Origin of the sequence: Pseudomonas sp. FSL R10-2964 (assembly GCF_009600035.1) — a bacterium.
Taxonomy (GTDB): Bacteria; Pseudomonadota; Gammaproteobacteria; order Pseudomonadales; family Pseudomonadaceae; genus Aquipseudomonas; species Aquipseudomonas bubulae.
This window is the reverse complement of sequence record NZ_WIWH01000003.1, coordinates 115,060-140,803: the sequence shown is the minus strand read 5'-3', so window position 1 is coordinate 140,803 and position 25,744 is coordinate 115,060. Positions and strand designations below refer to the sequence as shown.

The window sequence follows — 25,744 nt, the reverse complement described above, 5'->3', positions numbered from 1 at the left end:
CGGCAGGCGGCGTTTGGTCGAGGCGCCGAGGTGCCCGATAAAAAGACCGCAGCAAGGATTTTGCAACAATGCGTAAAGAATAGTTAAGAGCATTGATTATCATTTGCACAAATGTAAAACTTTGTAACTAATTCTCGTTTACGCAGTTCCAGCCCGGAGTATCCGCAGATCATGCGCTCACTGTTCAGCCTTCCGACGTCCGCCCTTACACTTGTCGCACTGGGCATGCTCAATTCGGCATCAGCCGACGAATACACCTTGAACCTGCCTTCCACCAGCGTCACCGGCACCGCCGACAGTGAAGATGCACCACCGGGCTATCAAGCCAAACCCGCCGCCACTACGACGCGATTGAACCTCACCGCCGGGCAAACACCCCAGGGCATCACCAGCATCAAGCGCGAGCAACTTGACGACTTCAAGCTCAACAGTATTCGCGATGTGCTGGACAGTACCCCCGGAGTCAACGTGCAAAAGGTCGAGACCGACCGGACTTACTTCACTGCCCGCGGTTTCGACATCACCAACTTCCAGTACGACGGCATGGGCATGGGGCTCACCGGCGGCGTGCTGGTGGGTGATATCGACACCGCACCCTACGAGCAGGTTGATGTCTTGCACGGCGCCAACGGCCTGATGACCGGCACTGGCAACCCGTCGGCCACGGTTAACTTTATCCGCAAACGCCCCACCTATGAGCCTGAGGCCAAGGTCAGCGTCAGCGCCGGCTCCTGGGACAAGCGCCGGGTCGATCTCGACGTCTCCGGGCCGCTGACCGATTCGGGCAATGTGCGCGGGCGAGTGATCTATGCCAACGAAGTGGGCAACTCTTATCTGGATCGTTATTCCCGGGAAAAGAACATCTTCAGTGGCATGCTCGCCTTCGACCTGAGTGACGACGACACGCTGACCGTCGGTTATGAAGACCAGAAAAGCAATGCCAACGGTGCCAGCTGGGGCTCCCTGCCGCTGACCGACAGCAGCGGCAACGCCCTGCACTACAGCAGCACCAGTGCCAACATTGCCCAGCCCTGGGTGTACTGGGATGTACGCACCAGTCGCGCCTTCGCCGAGTGGCAGCACCACTTCGCCAATGACTGGAAGTCCACGCTGACCGTAACCGCCATGGAGCATCGCGAAGACACCGACATGTTCTACATCTATGCCAACAGCGCCTCTAGCACCGGCTATACCGGGCTGGCCTCCAACTACAAAGGCAAGACCCGCGAGCTGGATGGCGACCTCTCGTTCAGCGGGCCTTTCAGCCTGGGCGGCCGCGAGCACCAGTTGACCTTCGGCGCCAACGTGGCCCGTTCCCGTACCCAGGAAACCTCGCTGTACGGCACCTCCTCGTACTACACCCCGGTGTCGCTGGAAGATGCCCTCAACGGCGTCATCCCCAAGCCTACTTACAACATGGCCAATGCCGACGCGACCTCCAATTACACCGACCGCCAGAAGAGTCTCTACGCCGGTACACGGTTGAGCCTTACCGACGACCTGCACCTGATCGTCGGTGCGCGCATGCTCAGTGCCGACAGCGACGGTGAAAACTACGGTTCGGGGCGGGACGTGAGCATTCATGGCAAAGTCACCCCGTACGCTGGCGTAGTCTATGACCTGACGCCGCAGTACTCGCTGTATGCCAGCTACACCAAGATTTTCAACCCGCAGTACTACCTCAATACCCAGGGCCAGGTGCTCGACCCGCTGGAAGGCAAGAGCTACGAGGCCGGGATCAAGGGGCATCTGCTGGACAAGAAACTGGACGTTTCGGCAGCGGTATTTCATACCAAGCAGGATAACGTTGCCACCTACTCAGGTTTCAACCCTTCCCTGGGCGGTTACCTGTATGACGGCATGTCGTACAAGAGCAGCGGTGTAGAACTGGAAGCTTCGGGCGAACTGGCGCCGGGCCTGCAAATCAGCGGGGGCTATACCTACGTCTATATCACCGATGCCGACAACAACCGCGGACGCAAGTTTATACCGCGCAATGCCCTGACCACCTCCATGGCCTACAAGCTGCCGATGGCACCGCAGGTGAAAGTGGGCGGCAGCCTCAAGTGGCAGAGCAAGGTCGAGAACGACGACACCCCGGCAGCAAACCAGGCTGCCTATATGCTGGTGGGCCTGATGGCCAGCTATGATATCGACCCGCACTGGAGCACCCAGCTCAACCTCGACAACCTGACCAACGAGAAATACCTGCAAAGCGTACGTTACGGGCAAAGCAACTACGGCTCCCCGCGCAACGTCACGGCATCGGTGAGCTGGAAGTTCTGATGAAGTGCCGGGCCAGTTCCCCTGGCCCGACATGAACTGCGTATGAACGTGCCGGGTACTGAAATATCCTGCATTTAAAGCTGGCAATAACGTAATGTCAGTGACATACAGCCCTTACATATTCGTCTCGTGTTCAACTCACTGAGTGAGATCTGCCATGAGCCATACCCATTTTGCTTTATCTATCGCTACCGGCCTGGGTTTGACATTCACCGTCATGTTGTCCCATGCCGCGCCCCCTGATACCTCCGACGCCCAAAACTACAAAAGCCACAAGGCCTTGTTGATTGGTGTCGACGGCATGCAATACGAAAAACTTCAGCAAGCCATTCAAAATAATATGGCCCCCCATATTGCCGGCCTGAACCCCGCCAAAAGTTACATCGGAGGGATTGACGGCACTGCGACAGAGCAAACTACCGGTAGCGGCCCGGGCTGGACGACAATACTGACCGGCACCTGGGTAGACCGACATAAAGTCCCCTCCAACAACAACGCATGGCGCAACAAAGCGCCCAGCCTGTTCAAGCAACTCAAGCAGGCGGATCCTGAACGCAAGACGAGCAGCATTGTCAGCTGGAATACCATCAACAACAACTTCGCCGATGATATTGCCCAAGGCTTTATCGACCTTGCCATCAAATGCTCCGACGTCGATCAATGCGTCGCCGACAAGGCCAGCTATGAGCTTGAATATGGTCGCTCGGACCTGGTTTTCGCGCACTTCGACGAGCCTGATAATGTCGGCCATCGATACGGTTTTTCAACCCGCTATCAGACCGCAATCCAGGGCGTCGACGACAAGGTCGGCCAGTTACTGTCCGCACTCAAGCGCCGTAAACAAAGCAACCCCGATGAAGACTGGCTAGTCCTGGTGACAACTGATCATGGCCGGCGCCTGCCCGATGGGCGTAATCATGGCGCCCAAACCCTGAGCGAGAAAACCACGTTTATCGCACTCAACAAACCCGCCAACGAGCAACTTACCCGCCCCATCACCAATCCGGACAATCCGGGCCACGACAACCTCTACGGCTTTGCCAGCCAGGCGGATATTACTCCGACCCTGCTGGCCCATTTTGGCATCGAGCCCGTACCTGCCCGGCATGCCATGGACGGTCTGCCCCTGACCGGGCCTCTGGGTGCAAGGCTATTCTCTGCCCGGTTAGCGCCTGATGCGGCACAGGTGAATCTGACCTGGAATGGCGATGGCAGCGCAGACAAGCCCGTGCACATTTATCGCAATGGCAAGCAAATCGCCTCTGTCGACTACTCCCGGCGTGGTTATATCGACAACGACATCAAGGAACTCAAAGGGCCAGTCAATTACACGGCAGTGATTGATAAAGTGCCTGTGTCACGCTTGATCACTCTGGGCGACAAAAAACCATAAAAAAAGCGCTGCCCGATCACTCGGACAGCGCCTTTTTTACGTCCAGGCGTTACGCCAGACTTTTGCTGACCACTTCAAACACATCGCTGGACAGTTCGCCCGAGCTGCGGATGCGCTCAAGCTCTGCCTTCATCAGCGCCTGTCGCGCAGCGTCGTACTTGCGCCAGCGGGTCAGCGGCGCCAGTTGCCGAGAGGCAATCTGCGGGTTGAAACCATTCAGTTCGATCACCAGGTCCGCCAGGAAACGATAGCCCGAACCGTCCGCAGCATGGAAGTTGATCAGGTTTTGCCCGGCAAAGGCACCCACCAGGGCCCGCACTTTGTTCGGGTTCTTGATGGTGAACGCCGGATGTTGCATCAGCTCGCGCACGCGCTGCAAACCGCCGGGCAAGGTGCTGCCCGCCTGCACGCTGAACCATTGATCCATGACCAGCGGGTTGTCCTTGAATTGCTCGGCAAAACTGGCCAGCGCCGCAGCTTTTTCCGCCTCGTAGGGCGAGTTGACCAGCACGGCCAGCGCCGTCAGGCGTTCGGTCATGTTGTCGCTGTGCTCGAACTGCTCCAGCGCCGCCGCCAACACTTGCGGCTTGCCGCTGAGCATCAGGTAGGACAGCGCGATATTTTGCAGTGCGCGACGGGCAAAGTGCTCGGCTTCAGCCACATAAGGCGTGGCTTTGGACACTTCGCGGTTGGCCTGGTAACGCGTCCACAGGGCGTCGAACAGGCTGTCTGCCAGTTGCTTGCGAGCGAACTCGCGGGCAACGTGGATGGCTTCGACATCGGCCACATCACTGATTTCGGTCAGATAGGCTTCGCCCGGCAGCGAGAGCATCTCTGCCACCATTGCCTGATCCAGTTGCTCATTACCCAGCACCGTGCGCAACGCCTCGACCAGACGCTGATCCATGACCAGTGCTTCACCGCGCTGATGCTGTGCAATCAACTCTTGCAGCACCTGTACCGCCAGTTGCTGACCAGCATCCCAACGGTTGAACCCGTCGCTGTCGTGCTGCATCAGGAACATCAACTGGTCACGGCTGTAATCGAAGCTCAGCTTCACCGGTGCCGAGAACCCGCGCAACAGGGACGGCAGCGGTTTTTCGTTGATGCCGACAAAGGTGAAGGTCTGTTCGGCTTCAGTCACTGACAGCACGCGGCTGGTGCCCGAGGCCGCAGCTTCGCCCGCCAGTTGCAGGGCAATTTCACTCCCCCCGGCGTCCAGCAGGCCGAGTTCGACCGGAATGACGAACGGCAGTTTTTCGATCTTGTCCGGAGTTGCCGGGCAGCTTTGCGCAAAAGTCAGGCTATAGGTGTGTTGTTGCGCATCGTAGTGCTCGCTGACGGCCAGCCGCGGTGTACCTGCCTGGCTGTACCAGCGCTTGAACTGGCTCAGGTCGGCGCCATTGGCATCTTCCATGGCCTTGATAAAGTCGTCGCAGGTCACCGCCTGGCCATCATGACGCTCGAAGTACAGGTCACTGCCTTTGCGAAAACCCTCGGCGCCCAGCAGGGTGTGGATCATGCGCACCACCTCAGAACCCTTCTCGTAAACGGTCAGGGTGTAGAAGTTGGAGATCTCGATAAAGCTCTCCGGGCGCACGGCATGGGCCATGGGGCCGGCGTCTTCGGCGAACTGGTGAGTGCGCAGGTAGGCCACGTCCTGGATGCGCTTGACGGTGCGCGAATTCATGTCGGCCGAGAACTCGGAATCACGGAACACCGTGAAGCCTTCCTTGAGCGACAGCTGGAACCAGTCGCGACAGGTCACGCGGTTACCCGACCAGTTGTGGAAGTACTCGTGGGCGACGATGGCTTCGACCCGCTGGTGCGCGGCATCGGTGGCGGTTTCGGCGCGGGCCAGTACGGCGCTGGAGTTGAAGATATTGAGACCCTTGTTCTCCATGGCGCCCATATTGAAGTCGTTGACGGCCACGATCATAAAGATGTCCAGGTCGTATTCACGACCGTAGGTCTCTTCGTCCCAGCGCATGGATTTTTTCAGGCTGGTCATGGCGTGCTGGCATTTGTCGATGTTTTCCGGCTCGACATAAATGCGCAGCGCCACGCTGCGCTCGCTCATGGTGGTGAACGTGTCTTCGACGCACCACAGGTCACCGGCCACCAGTGCAAACAGGTACGCCGGTTTCATGAACGGGTCTTCCCAGGTTGCCCAGTGCCGGCCGTCTTCGTCGGGGCCGCTGGCGATCGGGTTGCCGTTGGACAGCAGAATCGGGTAACTGTGCTGCTCGGCCACAACGGTGGTGGTGAACTTGCTCATCACGTCCGGGCGGTCGAGGTAATAGGTAATCTTGCGAAAGCCTTCGGCCTCGCACTGGGTGCAGAACATCCCGCCGGACTTGTACAGGCCTTCCAGCGCGGTGTTGGATTCGGGGTGGATGCGCACGCTGGTATCGACCACGAACTGTTCGCTGGTCGGGTGCAGGATCAGGTGGCTGTCGCTGAGCTGATAATCCTCGGCGGTCAATTCGATATCGTCGAGGCTGACCGACAGCAGCTCCAGCTGCTGGCCATCCAGCGCCAGAGCCGGCAGGCCGGCGCCACGGGCCGGGTTGCGGCGCATCAGCAGCTGCGCATGAACCAGGGTGTGATCCTCGAACAACTCGAAGGTCAGGTGCGTCTCGTCGATCAGGTAATCGGGCGCCTGGTAGTCCTTCAGGTAGATCATTTGCGGTTGTTCGGTGCGCATGCTGGAGTCCTTTTACTGATGCACGGCCAGCTGGTAGGCCGTGTATTTGCGGATATTGATAACGCCGGTGTCAAAGATCAGGTATTGGCCCTTGATCCCCATCAGCGTGCCTTCGACGATCGGATCTTTATCCAGATTGAAGCTGACAATCTTGGTCGGATACTGCTCGACCGGGTAGCAAATCTCGATGGGCTCGACGCTATGCAAAGGCTGTACCGCTTGCAGGCCGAAACGTTCCTGCAGGGTGTGCAGGCCTTCGGCGCAACTCTCGAACAGTTGCGCACGCACTGCGGCGAGGTCTACCGGCGCTGCGTCGCCCTTGAGCAGTGCACGCCAGTTGGTCCGGTCAGCCACTTGCGAGCGGAACAGATCTTCGACAAACCCCGATTGCTGACGGGTCGCCACGCGCACGATCGGCAATGCCTGGCTGGCACCCTGGTCGAGCCAGCGGGTCGGCAACTGGGTGGCACGGGTAATGCCCACCTTGACCCCGGAGGAGTTGGCCAGATACACCACATGATCGGTCATGCAGAACTGCTCGCCCCACAACGGATCACGGCAAGTGCCCGCGTCATAATGGCAACGCTCCGGGCTCATGATGCACACATCACATTGTGCCAGCTTGGTCATGCACGGGTAGCAGTAGCCCTGGCTGAAGCTCTTCTTGGTTTTACGCCCGCAGTGAGAGCAGTTGATCTCCCCCAGGTATTCCAGACGCAGTTTAGTGCCGATCAAGGGATTGACCGGCACCTCGGTATCGCCCAAACGGAACGCATATTGAACGGTCGGCGTTTCCAGGCTTGCCGACATCTTGCTGATTGCACCGCGACCAATCTCAATCAATGGATGGCATCCGACTTGAACAGGATATTGGGCACCGGCGCCGATTTCGAGCTGCATTCCTGCGGGCCCATATAACCGGTGCGCTGGTCTTCAGGCAGGTTCTGCACTTCCCAGGCAATCATCGCCTGCAACGACAGCTCGCGCTGTTCGGCAGTGAGTTTGTTGCCGTCCGCCCATTTACCGATTTCCACGGCCAGTTTCAGGCTCTGGTAGATCTCGGGGGTGATGTTTTGAATCATTTCGTTGAAAGAGGACATGGTTCTGTTTCCGCTCTTTAAAAATCAGATGGCATTTCTATCTGTGGGCGCGGGCTTGCTCGCGATTCAGGCAACTCGGTGCATCTGAATCAACGGGTTGAACCCATCGCGAGCAAGCCCGCTCCCACGCGACAATTCGAAACTTTATACAGCCTGCCTGCGCCGCGCCCAAAGCCCGCCCAGCAAGCCGGTCAGGCAACCGATGACCAGTCCGCCCACATGGGCGGCATTGGCGATCTGGCCAAAGCCGATCATCGACACCAGCCCCGACATGCACAATGCCAGCCACACCAGCATCATCACCAGCACACCGCGCGGCAGGTTATACAGGGGGTTTGGCGCCATCAACTGATAGATCCAGACATGCCCCAACAGCCCGTACAACACCCCCGACAACCCGCCAAACAGGCTCGGGCCGCCCACCAGGTACTGGGCGAAGTTGGACACCAGGCTGAACAACAGGCTCAGGCCGATCAGGTTGACGCTGCCCTGGCGCATTTCAATGCGCCGCCCCAGCTCCCAGTACCACATGCCGTTCATGGCGATATGCAGGAAACCGAAGTGAATCAACATCGGCGTAAACAGTCGCCACCACTGCCCGGACGCCAGGCTGTCAGACAAGGGGACAAAGTCGATGTACTGGCCATAAATGCTGAAGTCCAGAAACGTGAAAAACCTCAGGGCCGACAAATTGTCACCCAGTTGCGTCACCGCAGCCACGATTACGCACAGCAGCAACACGATGGCTGTGGCCGGGCTATCGCGCAGCTGCTGCGCAAAACCCGGGCGGGCCATGGCCTGCGGCCGTTCGACAACGGGTAAGGCGTGATCGGGGTCACCCAGCGGAAAACGCTGGTACAGGCTGCGCACGTCGTCGGCAATGGACTCAGGTGCCCACAGCACCTGCTCGCCTGCCTCTTCACTGACCCGATGGGGCACCTGCATGCGCCGCAGCAAAGCAACAAAACCGCTCAGGTCCACAGACAACGGCAAACGCAATACCGCTACAACACTCATTGAATGGCCTCAGGGCGATCTACATTCACCCATACAAATTTGTCCGGATCGAGCCGGGTTTCCTGGTCAAGGCGATAAGCCACCAGTTTGCCGTACAACACCGCGCTGTAATCCAGGCACGCCAGGTTCGGACGGATCGGCGCGGGCCGGCCGCTGCGCCAGTAGTGCCCGACAAACAACAGCGGTTCATCAATGCCGTAACGTAACAGGGCACTTTTTTCAGTGGAGGACAGCGGCTGCTGTGCCACCCGTTCAGGCAGCGCGTCCGGCTGGAAAACGATATCGCCGTAGGTCTTGGGGTCGTCTTCCCAGAACTTGGTGCGAAAGAATGCCCGCGTCAGGCCGTCGCCACCGGTCAGGGTCATGCCCCCCGGCAGGCGCATGTCAGTGCCACGCAACAGGCGGTTGAAGCTCAGGCTGGCAAAGCTGTCCGACACCGCCGCGGCCTGCAAGAAGGCCTCGTCAATGCAGCCGTCGGGGTATTGCGCACGCAGGGTGGCGATCACTTCGCTGTCCCAGCAGGCATGTACCACCCGGAAGCGCCCGGCATCGACAAACAGCGGCATGTCGTAAAACCACTGCACAAACTCGCGCCATTCAGCGGGATACTTGTCGAACTGTTCGAGGGTTTCGTGGATCAGCCGGGCATGGCGCGGCGTGTGCTCGCGCACAAACTGCTTGCCACTTCCGGCTGGCGCGGGTGTGCACCAGCCCAGCGCGTTGAATTCATGGTTACCCATCAGGCACAGGGCCTGACCGCTGCGTACCATGTCGTAGACAATATGCAGCGACTCGCGAATGCGCGGGCCGCGATCAATAATGTCACCCAGAAACACCGCCATCCGTTGCGGGTGTCGCCAGATACCGGCGAGTTTTCGATAGCCCAGACGCTCCAGCAGGTGCTCAAGGGTATGAGCACAGCCATGCACGTCACCGATCAGATCGTAACTGCGCGCTGGATCGAGCATCAGTCAGCCCTGCCGCCCAGTCGGCTACCCCAGCCAAGCTTGGTCCGACACACTTCGTAGTAGTTGTGGTCCAAAGGATGAATCAGGCGCAGTTTTTGCGCTTTTTTGCTGACGTTGATGGTGTCGCCCGGCGCACAGGTGAAGTGGTTCTGACCATCACACGAAACCTGCGGGTAGATCTGCATGTCCTTGGCCACCACTATTTTCAACTCACTGTTGCCATCGACCACGATCGGGCGGCTGCTCAGGGTATGCGGGTACATGGGCACAATCACGATCGCGTCGAGCTTGGGGTGCATGATCGGGCCGCCCGCTGACATGGCATAGGCCGTTGAGCCCGTGGGCGTGGCCACGATCAGGCCGTCGGCCTTCTGGCTGCAGACGAACTGGCCATCGATATGCAGTTCGAACTCGATCATACGCGTGGACTTGCCCGGGTGCAGCACCACATCATTGAGGGCATCGCCCTGGCCGATGGCTTCGCCGTGACGGCGCACTTCGGCCTGCAGCAGAAAACGGTTTTCAACCAGGTAGTGGCCGTCAAGCACCTCAGCAACTTTGACTTCCAGTTCATCGGGACGGATATCGGTCAGAAAGCCCAGACTGCCACGGTTGATACCCAGCACCGGTACATTGTGCCGGGCCAGCGCGCGGGCGGCGCCCAGCAAACTGCCATCGCCGCCGACCACAATCACCATGTCGCAGACTTCGCCAAGCATTTTGCGTGACGAAGTTTGCAGGCCGTGACCGGGCAACACCTCGGCGATCGTGTCTTCAAGGATCACGTGCATATGCCGCTCGAGCAGGAATTTTTTCAGTCGGCGAACCGTATCGAGCACTTGCGAGCTGCCCAGACGACCTATGATGCCGATATTACGAAATTGCTCCATGGGGCTCCTGCGGGATTCTATGCGTGCGAAAATAACGATTATGGGCGAAAGACGACGATAGACAAAACCCTTTCAGCCCCGTGAACGGCTATGCTCGCACAATGACCCTCTTCCCCGACTTGCTCAACCTGCCCCATCAATTGCGCCACCCCGAGGTGCGCGATCTGGCGTGGGTGATCCTCGCACCACCGATGCTGACCCATACCCCCTGGCCCCAACGCCATCCATTGGCAGGCAGCGACTGGGTCCAGGCGCCGGAGCAACTGGAGCACTGGCTGCGCGAGCTGGACCGCAACTGCCAACCACTCCTGCACTGGCTCGAACTGGCCACCACCCGACGCCTGGGGCGCTATTACGAGCGCTTGTGGCAGTTTGCAGTGCAGCATGCCCCGGGCGTCGAGCTGATTGCCGCGAACCTGCCGATCCGCCTGGGCGGGCATACCCTGGGTGAGCTCGATTTAGTGCTGCGAGACCGCGACGGCGTGCATCATCTGGAACTGGCGATCAAACTCTACCTCGGCCCCCAGGACGGTGATGGCGCAGACCCTGCGCAATGGCTAGGCCCCGGCAGCAATGACCGCCTGGACCGCAAGCTCAAGCATTTCTGCCAGCACCAGCTACCCATGTCCAGCCGCCCGGAAAGCCGTGAAGTGCTGGCCGGGCTGGATGTGCAGGCGTTCAGCGCCCATTTGTGGCTTGGCGGCTACCTGCTGTATCCGTGGCCAGGGCAGGCCCGACCACCAACCGGTGCCAACCCGCAACACCTGCGCGGGCGCTGGTTGCATCAGCGCGACTGGCCGGCGTTTATCCGCCAGAGCGCCACCGGTTGCTGGCAACCCCTGCCCCGGCATGCCTGGCTGGCTCCGGCGCGCTATGGTCCTGAGGGGATATGGGCGGCACAACAGCTGGATATCTGGCTGGCAGAACTGCACCCGCAAGCACCGGCGCAGCTGCTGGTTCGCCTGACTGAAAACGATGAGGGCGACTGGGAAGAGGCTGAACGCCTGTTTCTGGTTTCCGATCTTTGGCCTAATGTGCCGGGAAGCCCTGAAAACTGACACATCTCAAGTGCAAGATTGCTCAAGCCACTTAGAGTAAAGGAACTCCGTCAACAAGAACGGGGACTTTAGACCTGAACCGTGAGGAACCACCATGACCTGGAAAAGCACCGCCCATCACTACAGCCGGATGTCCATCGCCCTGCACTGGCTGATGGTGCTGCTGTTTATATTGATCTACGCCTCGATCGAGTTTCGCGGGATCTTCCCCAAGGACAGCGACGGGCGCAACCTGATGAAGGATGCGCACTTCATGCTCGGGTTGACGGTGTTTGCACTGGTCTGGCTAAGGCTGTTGGCCCGAACCCTGGGCGTTGCGCCGAAAATCACCCCGACACCACCCGCCTGGCAGACCGCTCTGGCCACTTTGATGCACTGGGCGTTGTACCTGTTCATGATCGCCATGCCGGTGCTGGGTTACCTGGTGCTGAGCTACAACGACAAGCCGGTGTACTTTTATGGTTTCGATATCCTGCCCCTGACCGCCAAGGACCCGGACTTCGCCAAGCAGATCAAGAGCTGGCATGAACTGGGCGGTACCATCGGTTACTGGCTGATCGGCCTGCATGCCGTGGCCGGTCTGGGGCATCACTACTTGATCAAGGACAACACTTTGCTGCGCATGTTGCCCGGGCGTTCTTAAAGCCCCAGGTCAAACCCCCGGCGGCCTTGCAGGCCGCCGGTGTGAACAAACACCACACGCATTCCCCGTGTAATAACCCCCTTTTCAACCGCCTGGGCCAGTGCCATCAAAGCCTTGGCCGTGTAAAGCGGCTCCAGTGGCATGCCACTGGCCACTTCATTGGCCCGCATAAACGCCAGCAAGGCGTCGTCCACCTTGGCAAAACCGCCACGACTGGCATCGACCAGCTCAAAATTTCGCTCCTGCAGCCCGCCAGCCTGCAAAATGGCCTCAACCTGCGGGGCCACGCCGTGGTCCTCGGGAACCGCCAGCGCGCCATATACCCGACGCCTACCCTCCTCGCCCAGCACCAGCCCGGCCAGGGTGGTGCCGGTCCCCGCGGCCAGCCACCAAGCGTCGTAATCTTGCCAACCTATAGTCGCCAATTGCTCGCGCACCCTGCTTACCAACGGCATGCAACCCAGGGCCCCCGCCAGCCCGCCGCCACCCTCGGGCACCTGATGCAGGTTCGGGTACAGGGCCTGCCACGGTTGCCAAAAGTCCGGCTCATGCCGCGCCCGATACCCGGCAAATCCCAGCCAGTGCAGTTGCATGCCAAAGCGCTCAAGGTCGAGCGTGGTGGGGGTTTGTTGAGGGTGACCGCGCAACAGCCCCACGGTGGCAAAGCCAAAACGCTTGCCGGCAGCTGCCAGGGCATGCAAATGATTGGAATGGGCGCCGCCCAGGCTGATCAGCCCGTCAGCCCCTGCTGCCCGTGCCCTGCGTAAATGGTCAGTGAGCTTGAACCACTTGTTGCCGCTGATCAGCGGGTCGATAAGGTCCAGCCGCAATACGGCTGCTTCGATCCCGGCCTGCTGCAGCCACTCTACGTTTAAAGGCTGCAAAGGTGCATGAGGGTACCAGTCGATCAGAGACAGCATTAAGGGTCGATTTCCTCTAAAAACAGGGATTTTACTTCATTGCCCCGTATTCAACATGCTTTTTGATACAGGCCGCTTACATATCAAGCCTGGCTAACTTTACCTACAACTTACGACTACAACATTAAAATGCCTACTAAATCACAAGAAAAAAACTCTATTTCCCAAGACCAAGCTCATGCAATCTGAGGGAGCTGGCAGACTACGCCGGTATCTTTCCCTACAAACAACTATGAAAAGACCGAAAGATATGAACATCAACTGTATTAGCGCAATGTTACTTGGCAGCCTATGTTCCTTGAGTGCATTCACCCCTGCTCTAGCGCAGGAGCAAACACTGTGGTGGAGAAGTCACGAGTCAAAGCCCGGATTCGTCGAAGCCCTGGCAGAATTCAACCTTTCACCACAATTATTGAACAGCGATCCCGACAAGGCCCTCACAGACAGCAATGATCCTCTGACACCCCTCTACTGGATCCGCAAAACACTAGAGCAATATACTGGCGACACCTCAGGAAATTACAAAGTACCTGTAACCGAAGGTCATACTAATGGACGAAACAGGACAAGCATGCATGGCAGGCATGGTTTTTTTACTACCCCTGTATTTTTGAGCACCTCACAGTCTGTAGAAATCACAAGAGCCCCATCCGACAGCAATATATCTTGCAGTGCCTGGACCATCCCAGACTTCAATGTGCCTTCAAGTTTACATGATGAGCTCAGGCTCCCTGCTGCCCCGACCGAGTACACGGTCACTTACACAGCCTCCAGAAATGGGACTCTGCTGCTTTCGTGCCAAGACCCGACACGCGACATGCAGAACGCCGGAAAAATGATTCCCCTACACGTCAACAAGGGCAATGCACAACATGTACCGATGTTTATTTTTGGCATAACAACAAAAGAAGAATGGAAAACAACCCTCAGCCAACAGCCCAATCCATCAGGAGAGGTGCTGTTATTCGACGGGCGGACCCGCTTCTACATGCCAGCTAAAGTCGCTAACCGCAACAAGAACATTGACATTATGCGGTTAATGCGCGAGCACCTGCTCATGACACTGGTAAACGACCGGCTCAATGGATTTGACAGTCAGTCGATAGCGGCCCCGCTCGACTTGCCCACGCCAGGCTTGATCAATGCTTCTTATGCTGCATGTTGCAGTGCATCAGGTGGCCAGGGACTCATCAAGATCAACTTTGGCGGAGCTGCCGTTCCCACCTCATGGGGTTACTGGCATGAATACGGCCACATGAATCAGGTCGGATGGACGTGGGGGGGGCTCTCGGAAGTTACGGTCAACCTTTACTCAGTCGCCGCTTGCCGTCGCCTTCAAGGGTCGTATCAATTGAAGGACTGTCATCCGGGCGCTGCCTACTCGGACAAAACCTGGGATCGGGAATCCGTGGGCAACTATTTAAAATCAGGCAAGGCTTATAACTTTGACGGCGCAATTGAAGGAGGAGACTTTAATCGCTCGGTCATGTTCAACCAATTGGCGGCCTCCTATGAGAACCTTTACCCCCAACTTGGAAAAGCTTTTCGTAAAGAGTTCAACTATGCAGACAACGCGACTGCTTTCAATACCAACGCCAAGAAAAAAGATTGGTTCGTTGTCAATGCCAGTCGTTTTTCCGGCCGTGACCTAAGAAGCTTTTTCGACAAATGGGGGGTGGCTTACTCAGCCGAAGCCAGCAAGACCATCGCAAACATGGAACTGGCACAACCTTTACAACCTGTAGGAGCTGACACCCGCAATAACTGGGCTATCGCGGCAAACAGTGCAAGTTCAACACATGGCCAGATGCAGGATGGTAGTGCAAAAAATATTGCATACGTCGCATACAACATCAATGAAGGCCCTGTGGACTTGACATGGGCAGACTCCAACTACACGAAACTGATCGTGCCTGCCTGGGATCAATCAAATAAAATCAGTTACCTCACTTTCCGGGGCACACGCAGCAACGGGGGCTGTGCAAAACGCTCTTTAAACTCCGCGACTGGCTGTGCTCAACCGGGTTACAGCTATTGGAACATCGAATACCACCCTCAAGACAATCCTAGGCTTAAAGGCAACCTAAGAGGCCGTATTCAACTCGCTGCAAGGGATTGGAAGTTACCTGCCTGGGGTGCCCAACTGGATATCCCGTTTACAGTGGCTGATACATTTCAATAAATGTATTAACAGTCTGCGGGCACGTGTATCCCCGCCAGCTTAAGCGTGGCTTGGCTGTAGTCCTTTTCGCTCGAAGGGAGGAGAGGACTACACGCTTTCTTGGTCGGAGTCCAAAGCCACTCAGCAGGCCCACTGCCCGTCGGCTTTCATCCACATTTCGGCCAATAAACTGACTCAAGCACAGGCTTCTTGGTAAGGTGTGCGCCGAATTTCGTAGCCAGCTAACGACCTGCTGGCTGCTGCTATCTGTTTTCTGACGCGAGACACCCCGGATATGCCTGAGCCGATCCCTCTTAAAGATCACGATTCCGAAAAACGGCTGGTCAATAAAAGACTGATCGCCTGTGCGGCGCTGGTGCTGGCTATCAGCTGCGCCCTGATCGGTCGCATGTATTTTCTGCAAGTCACCGAGTTCGACTACAACTCCACGGTCTCCGAGAACAACCGGGTGCACGTGTTGCCCATCCCCCCGGAGCGCGGTTTTATCTATGACCGCAACGGCGTGCTGCTGGCCGATAACCAGCCCAGCTTCAATATGACCATCACCCGCGAGCGGGCTGGCGATACCGCCAAGGTGCTGGATTCAGTGATCAGCATCCTGCACTTGCCCGAAGAAGATCGCGCCGTATTTGCCAAGGCGATGAAACAGGCGCGCCACCCGTTTGACCCTTCAACCCTGCTGTACGAGCTGACGGAAGATCAGATCGCCCTGCTGGCCGTCAACCAGTTCCGCCTGCCGGGTATCGATGTCGAGGCGCAATTTGTACGCCACTATCCGCAGGGCGATCACTTTGCCCACTCAGTCGGTTATGTCGGGCGCATCAACGAGAAAGAAGCCAAGCAGCTGAATGCCACTCAATACCGTGGCACCCAATCGATCGGCAAAACCGGCATCGAACGCTTCTATGAGAACGAACTGCACGGCCAGGTCGGTTTTGAAGAAGTCGAAACCAATGCACAGGGCCGGGTCATGCGCGTGCTGCGCCACACCGATGCGGTGGCGGGCAAGAACATCGTGCTGAGCCTGGATATCAAATTGCAGGAAGCCGCCGAGGATGCCCTGGGCGACCGCCGTGGCTCGATCATTGCCCTGGACCCGAAAACCGGCGAGGTGCTGGCGATGGTCAGCAAACCGAGTTTCGACCCCAACCTGTTCGTGACCGGTATCAGCTCCAGGGACTACTCGGGCTTGCGCGATTCCATCGACAAACCGCTGTTCAACCGGGCCCTGCGCGGGCTGTATGCACCGGGATCGACCATCAAGCCCGAAGTGGCGATTGCAGGGCTGGACAGCGGCGTAATTTCCGCCTCGACCCGGGTGTTTGACCCCGGCTATTTCCAGTTGCCCAATGTCGACCACAAATACCGCAACTGGAACCACAGTGGTGACGGCTGGGTGGATTTGAACGCGGCGATCATGCGCTCCAACGACACCTACTTTTACGACCTGGCATCCAAGCTGGGCATTGACCGCATGCACGATTACATGGCCGAATTCGGGCTGGGGCAAAAAGTCTCGCTGGACATGTTTGAAGAGTCATCTGGCCTGATGCCGTCCCGCGAGTGGAAGCGCAGCACCCGCCGTCAAGCATGGTTCCCTGGCGAAACAGTGATCCTGGGCATCGGCCAGGGTTATATGCAGGTTACCCCGCTGCAACTGGCCCAGGCCACCGCGCTGATTGCCAACAAGGGCGTATGGAACCGTCCGCACCTGGCCAGGACCGTGGACGGTACGCCGCCGGTGGATGAACACCCGATCCCCAATCTGGTGCTGCGTGATCCGCGGGACTGGGATCAGGTCAATCACGCCATGCAGTTGGTGATGCACGACCCGCGCGGTATTGCCCGGGCAGCAGCCCAGGGCGTGCAATACCGGATTGCCGGCAAAAGCGGTACGGCGCAGGTGGTGGCAATCAAGCAGGGCGAGCGTTACAACCGCCTCAAGACCGCCGAGCGCAATCGGGACAACGCCCTGTTTGTTGGCTTTGCCCCGGCGGAAGATCCGCAAATCGTGATTTCGGTGATGATCGAGAACGGCGAAGCCGGTGGCCGGGTGGCCGGCCCGGTGGTGCGCAAGGTGATGGATGCCTGGTTGCTGGACAACCAGGGCCTGCTCAAGCCGCAGTACGCCAGCCCGCAGGTCAAGGGCCATGCCACGCCGCATGTGTGAAAGCCGCACCCTCGCCCTCAGGGTGAGGGTGGCCATGGCGATTTGACTCAAGCTCCCGAGTCACCCACTCTTGCACCCCATATGCATGCCTGTTTCTGGATATTGGATGACCCAGCCCCGCCGTTACCTCGTAATCAGCCTTGTGTCAGCACTTGTTGCCGGCGGCCTCTGGTATTCGATGCGCCCTGATCCTGCCGCCCCTACTCCTTCGGTAAACCAGCGCTACTCCATCGCACTGGATATGGCCCATAACGGCAAACCCGGTGCCGCCCGCGTGCTTTACCAGCAACTGGCTCGCACCGACTTGACCGATACCCGCCGCGCGGGCCTGCATGCCGAACTGCCCAACTACCCGAGCCCGCAAGCGCTCAAGCTGGCCGACGCCGATTTGCATAACCCTTCACCCCTGGTACGCAAAGCCGCGATCCAGAGCATAGTCGGGCTGGTGCCCAACGCCCAGCGCACGCTATTGCTGGGACCATTGCTCGATGACAGTGAACAGAGTGTGCGTTTTGCGGCTGCCAATGCCCTGCTTGGTCTGTCGCCAGATGAACAGGGGCTGTACTTCGGCCCCTTGCAGCAAGTGGTCGACGAGTTCGAACGCGACCTCAAGACCCGCCCCGATGATCCGCAGGCTCAAGGCCAACTTGCCCGGCTGTACCTGCATGAAGGCCAGCTGGACGACGCCCAGGCTGCACTGGAACAAGTCACCCGCCTGGACCCCGACAACCTCAAGGCCGTCGTCGCGCAAATCGAACTGCTGGACAAGCGCGGTAAAGCCGACCAGGCCCGGCAATTGCTGGCCAGACAACTTCAAGCCCATCCTGACGCAGCCTATCTGCAGCATGCCCTGGGCATCTGGCTGCTCAATCACGGCCAGACCGAGTACGCCCTGCTTGGCCTGGCCAGGGCCGTTGAGCTGGAGCCCGACAACAGTGATTACCGTTACAAACTGGCCACAGCCCTGCACGACCTCGACCAACTGGAAGCCGCGCAACGTCAGCTCGAAGAGCTGCTGCAACGCCAGCCTGCCAATCGCAAGGCACGCGTATTGTTGATTCGCTACTGGAAGGAGGCCGGGCAATTGCAGAATGTGCAGGTGCTGCTCGCGCAACTGGAGCAGCAAAACCCGGATGACCCGGCGTTGCAGCAGGGCTTGTGAAGCACTGAACCTGCAGTGGCGGGCTTGCTCGCAATGCAGGCAAGCCGGCCTGTCTGAGGGGCGCGGGTGATGCCATCGCGAGCAAGCCCGCTCCCACAGGTTTCGGCATGAATCAGATGCTCAGGCCAGCAGCTTCTGGATCTGCGCCTGCAAGGTGTCGAGGTCGAACGGCTTGGTCAGGATCGGCGCCGTCAGGGTAATGGGGCTGCCCGTGTCGCGGATCTCGGCCGGGTAACCGCTGATAAAAATGACTTTCAGGTCCGGGCGCAGCTTGAGCGCAGGCTCGGCGATCTGTACCCCGGAAATCCCCCCCGGCAAACGGAAGTCGGTAACCATAAGGTCCAGATGCGGCTTGCTCGCCAGGATCTCGAACGCCTGTTCGCCGTTTTCGGCCTGCAAGACCCTGTAGCCCTCGCCCGACAGATAGGCGCTCAGGACCATCAGGATTGAAGGATCGTCTTCGACAATCAAAACAACATCTTGCGCATCTTCACTCATAGGAAACCTTAATTCATGCCATCGCTGCCAGTATGACCCCAGGCGCGGTCATAGGTTGCGCCCAATTTATGTCTTTTGTACCAACGGCAGGCAAACCCTGAATAATGCCCCCTCACCCAACGTACTCTGCACGCTGATGGTGCCGCTGTGCGCAGCCACAATCTGCTCCGAGATAAACAGCCCCAGGCCTAGACCTGCAGTGACATGGCTGGCTGAAACCCGTTCGAATTGCTGAAAAACCCGCTGCTGGTTTGCTTCGCTGATGCCGATGCCCTGATCGCGCACATCGACCACGGCTTGATCGTCGTCAATGTAAACAGATACCTCAATGGGCTTTTTCGCACCATAACGTAGGGCATTAGTCAGCAGGTTGCTGATTACCTGCTCGATCCGGAACTCATCCCACTGCCCCACCACCGGCTGCACCGCCGTGAAGTTGACACTTGATTGCGCTGCGCTGATCTGTGCGGAGAAGCTCTCCAGCAACTGTGCAACGACCTGGGCCAAATCAACCGGCGCAGGGCGGATAGACAGCTTGCCGGTGCGAATACGCGACACATCGAGCATGTCTTCAATCAAGCGAATCAGGCTCTGGATCTGGCGTTCGTCACGCTCGACCATGGCCTGCATTTTGTCCAGGGTAAATGCCGCGGCGTTGTCGCGGGCCAGGTGCATCTTGCGCAGCTGGGTCTCGAGAATCAGCCCGTTGAGCGGCGTTCGCACCTCATGGGAGACGATCGACATAAAGTCATCACGCATTCGCACAGCATGCTCCAGCTCCACCTGGGTCAACTGGAGCTGCGCCAGCAGGGTCTCCTGCTCGCGGCGGCTCTGCTCCAGTGCTTCGACCTGCTGCTTCATGGCCTTGCTCTGACGATACAGCTCAACGAACACGCTGACCTTGCTTTTGACCGCATGGATATCCAGCGGCTTGTGCAAAAAGTCCACCGCACCGCTTTCGTAGCCCTTGAAGGCATAGTTCATCTCACGGCCGGCGGCACTGACAAACACGATGGGGATGTTTTTGGTCTTGGCCGTACCACGCATCATCTCGGCCAGTTCAAAACCGTTCATCCCGGGCATTTGCACATCCAGAATGGCCATTGCGAACTCGTTCTGCAACAGCAGCGACAACGCCTCGTCGGCAGACAGGGCCTTGTAGACGAGGCGATCCTCACGCTTGATCAGCGCTTCAAGGGCCAGCAGGTTTTCCGGCAGATCATCGACGATCAGCAGTTTGGCTTGAATATCATTTAGCAGCATTGGATATGTTCCAGCTCGACAAGCAGACGGCCAATGCCGCGCAAGGGAAGGATGCAGTCCGGTTGAAAAAGCTCCAGGGCTGCGCGGGGCATGGTCGATACATGGGCTTCGTCCGGGTCCTGGATAATGGTCAGGCCGCCCGCCTGCTTGACCTGGCTCAGCCCCAGCGCACCATCGCGATTGGCACCTGTGAGCAATATCGCGGCCAGGCGTTGTTGATACACGTCGGCCGCAGACTCAAAAAGGTAATCAATCGCAGGTCGCGAAAAATGCACCCTCTCCTCCTGGCTCAGGGAAAAACTCTGATCCTGCTCCACCGAGACATGGTAGCCGGGCGCGGCAAAATACAAGGTACCCGGCTCGATCGGCTGCTTGTCCTGAACCTCCCGCACCGGCAGGGCCACGCGCTTGGCAAACACTTCTGCCAGCTGGCTGCGGCGCTCGTCGGGCAAGTGCAACACCACGATGATCGGCAGACAATAGCCAGGTCGCAAATCGCCCAGCAGGGCCAGCAAGGCTTCGACCCCGCCCGCCGAGGCACCGATCACCACGGCTTCTACTGGTCTGTGTGCAGCCATCAGGCTGTGCCGGGCTGTCATAGCTTGCGGTAGATCCGTTCTTGCTTGAGCACCGGGGTGAACTGTTTGCTGTAGTTCGAAAAATCCAGGGTTTCCTTGCTGCCCAGCATCAGAAAGCCACGGTGGCAGAGCGATTCATGAAACAGGCCAAAGGCTCTGTTTTGTAAATCTTTATTGAAGTAAATCAATACGTTACGGCATGAAATTAAATTGGTTTCTGAAAACACGCTGTCCGTTGCCAGACTGTGGTCGGCAAAGGTCACGTTCTCACGCAGCGTCTTGTCAAAAATCGCGTAGTCGTAGGCGGCGGTGTAGTAATCGGCAAACGAGCGCTGACCACCGGCTTTCTGGTAGTTGTGGGTATAGGCGCGAATATTCTCCAGGGAAAAAATCCCCTGCTTGGCTTTTTCCAGAGACCGCGGGTTGATATCAGTGGCGTAAATGATAGTGCGCTCCAGCAAGCCTTCTTCGCGCAACAGGATGGCCATGGAGTAAACCTCCTCACCGGTGCTGCACCCCGCAATCCAGATTTTCAGCGACGGGTAGGTCTTGAGGATGGGCACCACCTCCTGGCGAATGGCCAGGAAGTGTTCCGGATCGCGAAACATCTCGCTCACTGGAATGGTCAGGAACTGCAATAACTGCATAAAGGCCGTAGGGTCATGCAGGATGCGCTCCTGCAAGGCCGAAATGGTCTGGCAATCGAACTGACGCAATGCATGATTGACCCGGCGCTTGATCGAAGCGCCGGAGTAATCGCGAAAGTCGTAACTGTATTTGAGATAGATCGCTTCAATCAGCAACCGTAACTCGATATCGGTGTTTCGTTGCACTTAGAGTCGTTCCATTTTCGGTAGCCAGACCCGGATCAACGAAAACAGTCGATCCAGATCGATAGGTTTGGCCAGGTAATCATTGGCGCCTGCCTGCAGGCAACGCTCCTGATCGTCCTTCATCGCCTTGGCCGTCACCGCAATGATTGGCAGCTTGCGCCAGCGCGGGTTCTTGCGAATTTCGACGGTGGCCTCGTAGCCATCCATTTCCGGCATCATCACGTCCATCAACACCAGGTCGATGTCTTCAACTTCATCCAGGCGTTCGATGGCTTCGCGGCCATTACGGCCGATCACCACAATGGCGCCTTTTTGTTCCAGTGCGCTGGTCAGGGCAAAGATATTGCGGACATCGTCATCCACCAACAGAATCTTGCGCCCTTCGAACACCTTGTCGCGGCTGCGGGCGGTCTTGAGCATTGTTTGCCGCTCATGGGACAACTGAGATTCAACTTTGTGCAGAAATAATGTCACTTCATCGAGCAAGCGCTCCGGTGAGCGGGCGCCCTTGATGATGATCGAGCGCGAATACTTGCGCAGTTCAGCCTCTTCATCGCGGGTCAGGTTACGCCCCGTATAAACAATAACCGGCGGGAACGAGCAGATTTCCTCGGTGGACATGCGCTTGAGCAAGTCGTTGCCGAGCATGTCCGGCAGTTTGAGGTCGATGATCATGCAGTCGTAGATCGTGTCGCGCAGCAGGTTCAGTGCCTCCTGGGCAAAACCTACGGCGGTGATTTCAATGTCATCGTCGCCGATCAGGCGGGCAATGCTGTCACGCTGCAGGTCGTCGTCCTCTACCAGCAGCACGCGCTTGACCTTCTGGGTCAGCTTGGCTTCCAGGCGGGCGAAGACGTTTTTCAGCTCTTCACGGGTGGTCGGCTTGACCGCGTAGCCCACTGCGCCCATATGCATCGCGGCCTCGACCCGATCCTCGACGGAAATCACATGCACCGGTATATGCCGGGTCGGCGCAAGGGCCTTGAGGCGCTGCAACACGGTGAGCCCCGAGTGGTCCGGCAGGCGCATGTCCAGCAGGATGGCATCGGGAATAAACTGTGCGGCCAGGCTGAAACCTTCGTCGGCACCGTGGGCGACCAGGCAACGATAGCCAAGTTCATGTGCAAGATCGAAGAGGATATGCGCAAAGTTGGGCTCATCTTCAATCACCAGGATGCAACGCGTGGCAAACGGCGCCTGCTCGCGATCATCCATAAAGCGCGCAATCTCTACCGGTGGCACAACGACGGGTAACGGCTGAGACCTGAGGGCCGCGGGTGCTGGCCGTGGCGCGGCAGTGGCGGACAGTTGCGCCAACTCCTCGGCCGACTCCACATATTGCTCCGGCAGCACCAGGGTAAAGGTGCTGCCCTGCCCCGGCTCGCTGCTGACCGTGATCGAACCACCGAGCAAGGTCGCCAGGTCGCGGGAAATCGACAGGCCCAGGCCAGTTCCGCCGTAGCGGCGGTTGCTGGTGCCATCAGCCTGGCGGAAGGCTTCGAAAATGCTTTCCTGCTGATCCGCGGCGATGCCTATGCCCGAATCGGTCACAGCAAAGGCCACTCCTTCTCCCGGCTCACGGGACACGACCAGGCTGACCTGGCCTTTCTCGGTGAATTTGACCGCATTGGACAGCAGGTTTTTCAGGATTTGCTCCAGACGCTGACTGTCGGTGTAGATCATCGGCGGCGTGCCGGGTTGAACTTGCACGTCAAAGCCCAGGAATTTTTCACCTGCCAGTGGCTGAAACATCCCGCGCAAGCCTTCAACCACACGCCCGACGCTGGTGTTCTCGGGGCGCACTTCAAGCTTGCCGGCTTCGACCTTGGAAATATCCAGAATGTCGTTGATCAGGTTGAGCAGGTCATTGCCCGCCGAGTAAATCGACTCGGCAAACTTCACCTGCTCTGCGCTAAGGTTTTGCTGCGGGTTCTCGGACAGCAGCTTGGCCAGAATCAGCGAGCTGTTCAACGGCGTGCGCAGCTCATGGGACATGTTGGCGAGGAACTCCGACTTGTACTTGCTGGAGCGCTGCAACTCATCCGCGCGGTCTTCAAGCTGGATCTGGACCCGGTTCAGCTCGGTGTTCTTGCGATCCATCGCGTCACGCTGGCCAGCCAGCTCTTCGTTGGTCTGCTCAAGTTCGGCCTGCTGGGTTTCGAGGCTGGTTTGCGACTCTTTGAGGATGCGCGACTGCTCTTCGAGTTCTTCGTTGGCGGTTTTCAATTCTTCCTGCTGGACTTGCAGCTCCTCGTTGAGCTGCTGGGTTTCGGCCAGCACTTCCTGCAGGCGCTGACGATAGCGGGCAGCTTCGATCGAAGTGCCGATATTGTCGGCAATCAGTTCGAACAGCTCGATATCGCGCGCGCTCAGCGGGCGCAGAAACCCCAGCTCAATCACCCCGTTGACCCGGTCATCATCACTGGTCGGTACCACCAGCACACTGTGCGGGCTGCCCTGGCCCAGCCCGGAGGTTACTTTGAGGCTGTAGTCGGCAGGCACATTGTCCAGACGAATCAGCTTGTCCTGCTGCGCGGCCTGCCCGACGATGCCTTCGTCGTTGTGAATCAGCTGGTCCTGTACCTCTTGCTCACGGGAAAAACCGTAGCTGGCCACACGCTTCAGGCCGCCATGATCTTCACGCACGTAAACCGCCGCCACCACCGACCCCAGATACTGGGCGCAGAATTGCAGGATATTGCGCCCCAGCATATTCAGGGTCAGACGCCCCAGCACCTGTTCGGCCAGTTCAGTCTGACCGTTGCGTAACCACGCCTGCTGCTCCAGGCGCTGCGCAGTCTTGATCTGCGACTCGAAGACATTGTTGTAACTATTTGAAAGCTCTATTAAATCTCGACGCCCTACATAGGCCAGAAAGCCGCTCAAGCCCAGTACAAAACACAGGTACAGGGCGATACAGATAATCGTGGTACGGCTGACGTCTTCACTGCGCGCCATGCGCAGTTGCTGCTCCATTTGAATAAAATCGTCATATTCCTTACGGATTTCATCACTCAGGCGCTTGCCGCGTCCGGCCTGCACTGCCGAACGGTAGTCACCGTCCTGGCGGCGCAGGTCGACCATCGACTGTGCGTAGACATTCCACTCATCCTGCAACGCTTCAAGACGCTTGAGGCGGTCAATCTGCTGGGGGTTATCGCTGACCAGCTCCTGCAAACCTTTTAATTGCACATTGATTTGCGGCTTGGCGACGGCATAGGGGTCGAGGAAATGCTCATCACCGGTGATGAGAAAACCGCGCATGCCGGTTTCGAGGTCGACCGTCAGGCGCACCGCGTCATTGGCATTGCTGATGACCCGATCACTGTGCTCGACCCACCTGATCACCGACAGCAAATAGCTGACCATAACCACAAACAATGCAGCACTGAGCACACCGACGGCCAAAGGCAAACCGACGTTGCGACTCAGGAGCTTGCGAAAGCTTCGCTCGTCGATTGATGCAGGTGCGTTCATTTTCAGGCCCGTGACAGTCATAAAAAACTGGAGTTTGCCGGATTATCGAGCAATAGTTCTAATTTCTTACCTTTAAATACGTTTTTACACACATAGGGAGGCAGGTGAAGGCTATGCTTACTCGCTGTGGCAACTGCGCTTAAATTTTTATCGAGATCATGATTATGTCCGCAACACCCTCCACCATCCTTGTGGTCGAAGACGACGCCATTGTTCGCATGCTGATCGTTGATGTACTGCAAGAACTGGAGTTCAGCGTGCTTGAAGCCGATGGCAGCGAGCGCGCTCTGGAACTGCTTGAGGACACAGCCCGCAACATTGACCTGCTGATGACCGACGTTGGCCTGCCGGGAATGGACGGCCGCACACTGGCTGCCAAGGCCCGCGAACTGCGCCAGACATTGCCAGTGCTGTTTGCCAGCGGCTACGCCGAGACCCTGGAGATTGCAGAAGGCATGGCGGTGATCGGCAAGCCTTTCTCCATTGACCAACTGCGCGCAAAAGTCAAAAGCATGCTGATCAATGCATGAGAAGTCTGTGGGAGCGGGCTTGCTCGCGATCGCGTCACTGCGGTGCCCCTGAAAGACCGCGTTACCCGC

General features: G+C 58.1%; 20 protein-coding genes. 8 read left to right on the top strand and 12 right to left on the bottom strand.

Annotated features, from left to right (window positions below; translation table 11 throughout):
- Positions 1-171 precede the first annotated feature (171 nt).
- Together GHN92_RS02980 and GHN92_RS02975 are read left to right on the top strand one after the other, a co-directional pair.
- Positions 172-2,286 (top strand): TonB-dependent siderophore receptor, encoded by a 2,115-nt coding sequence (locus tag GHN92_RS02980; protein WP_153379344.1) that lies wholly within the window; start codon positions 172-174, stop codon positions 2,284-2,286.
- Between the two features lie 157 nt (positions 2,287-2,443).
- Positions 2,444-3,679: an alkaline phosphatase family protein gene (locus GHN92_RS02975; RefSeq protein ID WP_095018020.1), complete on the top strand. Its 1,236-nt coding sequence runs from the start codon at positions 2,444-2,446 to the stop codon at positions 3,677-3,679.
- 49 nt (positions 3,680-3,728) lie between these two features.
- On the opposite strand, the gene pepN is transcribed toward GHN92_RS02975, so the two are convergent.
- The 6 genes from pepN to GHN92_RS02945 all read right to left on the bottom strand — a co-directional run bounded on the left by pepN (position 3,729) and on the right by GHN92_RS02945 (position 10,361).
- Complete coding sequence (pepN, locus tag GHN92_RS02970) at positions 3,729-6,386, bottom strand: aminopeptidase N (RefSeq protein WP_095018021.1); 2,658 nt, start codon at positions 6,384-6,386, stop codon at positions 3,729-3,731.
- 12 nt (positions 6,387-6,398) lie between these two features.
- Positions 6,399-7,229 (bottom strand): DUF2797 domain-containing protein, encoded by an 831-nt coding sequence (locus tag GHN92_RS02965; RefSeq protein ID WP_095000383.1) that lies wholly within the window; start codon positions 7,227-7,229, stop codon positions 6,399-6,401.
- Complete coding sequence (locus GHN92_RS02960; protein ID WP_016780738.1) at positions 7,226-7,486, bottom strand: YeaC family protein; 261 nt, start codon at positions 7,484-7,486, stop codon at positions 7,226-7,228. Before GHN92_RS02960 ends, GHN92_RS02965 begins: the two co-directional genes overlap by 4 nt.
- A gap of 144 nt (positions 7,487-7,630) precedes the next feature.
- Entirely contained in the window at positions 7,631-8,503 is an 873-nt protein-coding gene (locus tag GHN92_RS02955; RefSeq protein WP_095018023.1) for a rhomboid family intramembrane serine protease, read from the bottom strand.
- Entirely contained in the window at positions 8,500-9,471 is a 972-nt protein-coding gene (locus tag GHN92_RS02950; protein WP_095000385.1) for a metallophosphoesterase, read from the bottom strand. Before GHN92_RS02950 ends, GHN92_RS02955 begins: the two co-directional genes overlap by 4 nt.
- Positions 9,471-10,361 (bottom strand): NAD(+) kinase, encoded by an 891-nt coding sequence (locus GHN92_RS02945; RefSeq protein ID WP_095000386.1) that lies wholly within the window; start codon positions 10,359-10,361, stop codon positions 9,471-9,473. The genes GHN92_RS02950 and GHN92_RS02945 overlap by 1 nt, the downstream gene beginning before the upstream one ends.
- A 101-nt stretch (positions 10,362-10,462) precedes the next feature.
- On the opposite strand from GHN92_RS02945, the gene GHN92_RS02940 reads away from it, so the two are divergent.
- Positions 10,463-11,419, top strand: a complete 957-nt coding sequence (locus tag GHN92_RS02940; protein WP_153326183.1) for a DUF1853 family protein — start codon at positions 10,463-10,465, stop codon at positions 11,417-11,419.
- 94 nt (positions 11,420-11,513) lie between these two features.
- Complete coding sequence (locus GHN92_RS02935; RefSeq protein WP_095000388.1) at positions 11,514-12,062, top strand: cytochrome b; 549 nt, start codon at positions 11,514-11,516, stop codon at positions 12,060-12,062.
- On the opposite strand, the gene GHN92_RS02930 is transcribed toward GHN92_RS02935, so the two are convergent.
- A complete protein-coding gene (locus GHN92_RS02930; protein ID WP_095000389.1) occupies positions 12,059-12,982 on the bottom strand; it encodes a 1-aminocyclopropane-1-carboxylate deaminase/D-cysteine desulfhydrase in 924 nt (307 codons plus the stop codon). The genes GHN92_RS02935 and GHN92_RS02930 overlap by 4 nt on opposite strands.
- A 250-nt stretch (positions 12,983-13,232) precedes the next feature.
- Here GHN92_RS02930 and GHN92_RS02925 point away from each other — a divergent pair, with 250 nt between their 5' ends.
- The 3 genes from GHN92_RS02925 to GHN92_RS02915 all read left to right on the top strand — a co-directional run bounded on the left by GHN92_RS02925 (position 13,233) and on the right by GHN92_RS02915 (position 18,496).
- Positions 13,233-15,164, top strand: a complete 1,932-nt coding sequence (locus GHN92_RS02925) for a M60 family metallopeptidase (protein ID WP_178102592.1) — start codon at positions 13,233-13,235, stop codon at positions 15,162-15,164.
- Positions 15,165-15,438: 274 nt separating this feature from the next.
- The gene (gene mrdA, locus GHN92_RS02920) at positions 15,439-17,334 is read left to right on the top strand and encodes a penicillin-binding protein 2 (protein ID WP_095000391.1); all 1,896 of its coding nucleotides are present in this window, start codon (positions 15,439-15,441) and stop codon (positions 17,332-17,334) included.
- A 106-nt stretch (positions 17,335-17,440) separates the two neighbouring features.
- Positions 17,441-18,496, top strand: coding sequence for a tetratricopeptide repeat protein (locus GHN92_RS02915; RefSeq protein ID WP_153379340.1), 1,056 nt, complete (start codon positions 17,441-17,443; stop codon positions 18,494-18,496).
- Positions 18,497-18,616: 120 nt separating this feature from the next.
- Here GHN92_RS02915 and GHN92_RS02910 read toward each other — a convergent pair whose 3' ends face one another.
- The 5 genes from GHN92_RS02910 to GHN92_RS02890 form a co-directional block, all read right to left on the bottom strand.
- Positions 18,617-18,994: a response regulator gene (locus GHN92_RS02910; RefSeq protein ID WP_153379338.1), complete on the bottom strand. Its 378-nt coding sequence runs from the start codon at positions 18,992-18,994 to the stop codon at positions 18,617-18,619.
- Positions 18,995-19,060: 66 nt separating this feature from the next.
- Positions 19,061-20,254: a hybrid sensor histidine kinase/response regulator gene (locus GHN92_RS02905; RefSeq protein ID WP_153326256.1), complete on the bottom strand. Its 1,194-nt coding sequence runs from the start codon at positions 20,252-20,254 to the stop codon at positions 19,061-19,063.
- A complete protein-coding gene (locus tag GHN92_RS02900) occupies positions 20,248-20,835 on the bottom strand; it encodes a chemotaxis protein CheB (protein WP_095000639.1) in 588 nt (195 codons plus the stop codon). Before GHN92_RS02900 ends, GHN92_RS02905 begins: the two co-directional genes overlap by 7 nt.
- A gap of 17 nt (positions 20,836-20,852) precedes the next feature.
- Complete coding sequence (locus tag GHN92_RS02895) at positions 20,853-21,668, bottom strand: protein-glutamate O-methyltransferase CheR (protein WP_178102591.1); 816 nt, start codon at positions 21,666-21,668, stop codon at positions 20,853-20,855.
- A complete protein-coding gene (locus GHN92_RS02890) occupies positions 21,669-25,145 on the bottom strand; it encodes a response regulator (RefSeq protein WP_153326177.1) in 3,477 nt (1,158 codons plus the stop codon). It abuts the gene before it with no gap.
- Between the two features lie 164 nt (positions 25,146-25,309).
- Between GHN92_RS02890 and GHN92_RS02885 the strand changes: the two genes are divergently transcribed.
- A complete protein-coding gene (locus GHN92_RS02885) occupies positions 25,310-25,675 on the top strand; it encodes a response regulator (RefSeq protein WP_095024740.1) in 366 nt (121 codons plus the stop codon).
- Positions 25,676-25,744: the final 69 nt, after the last annotated feature.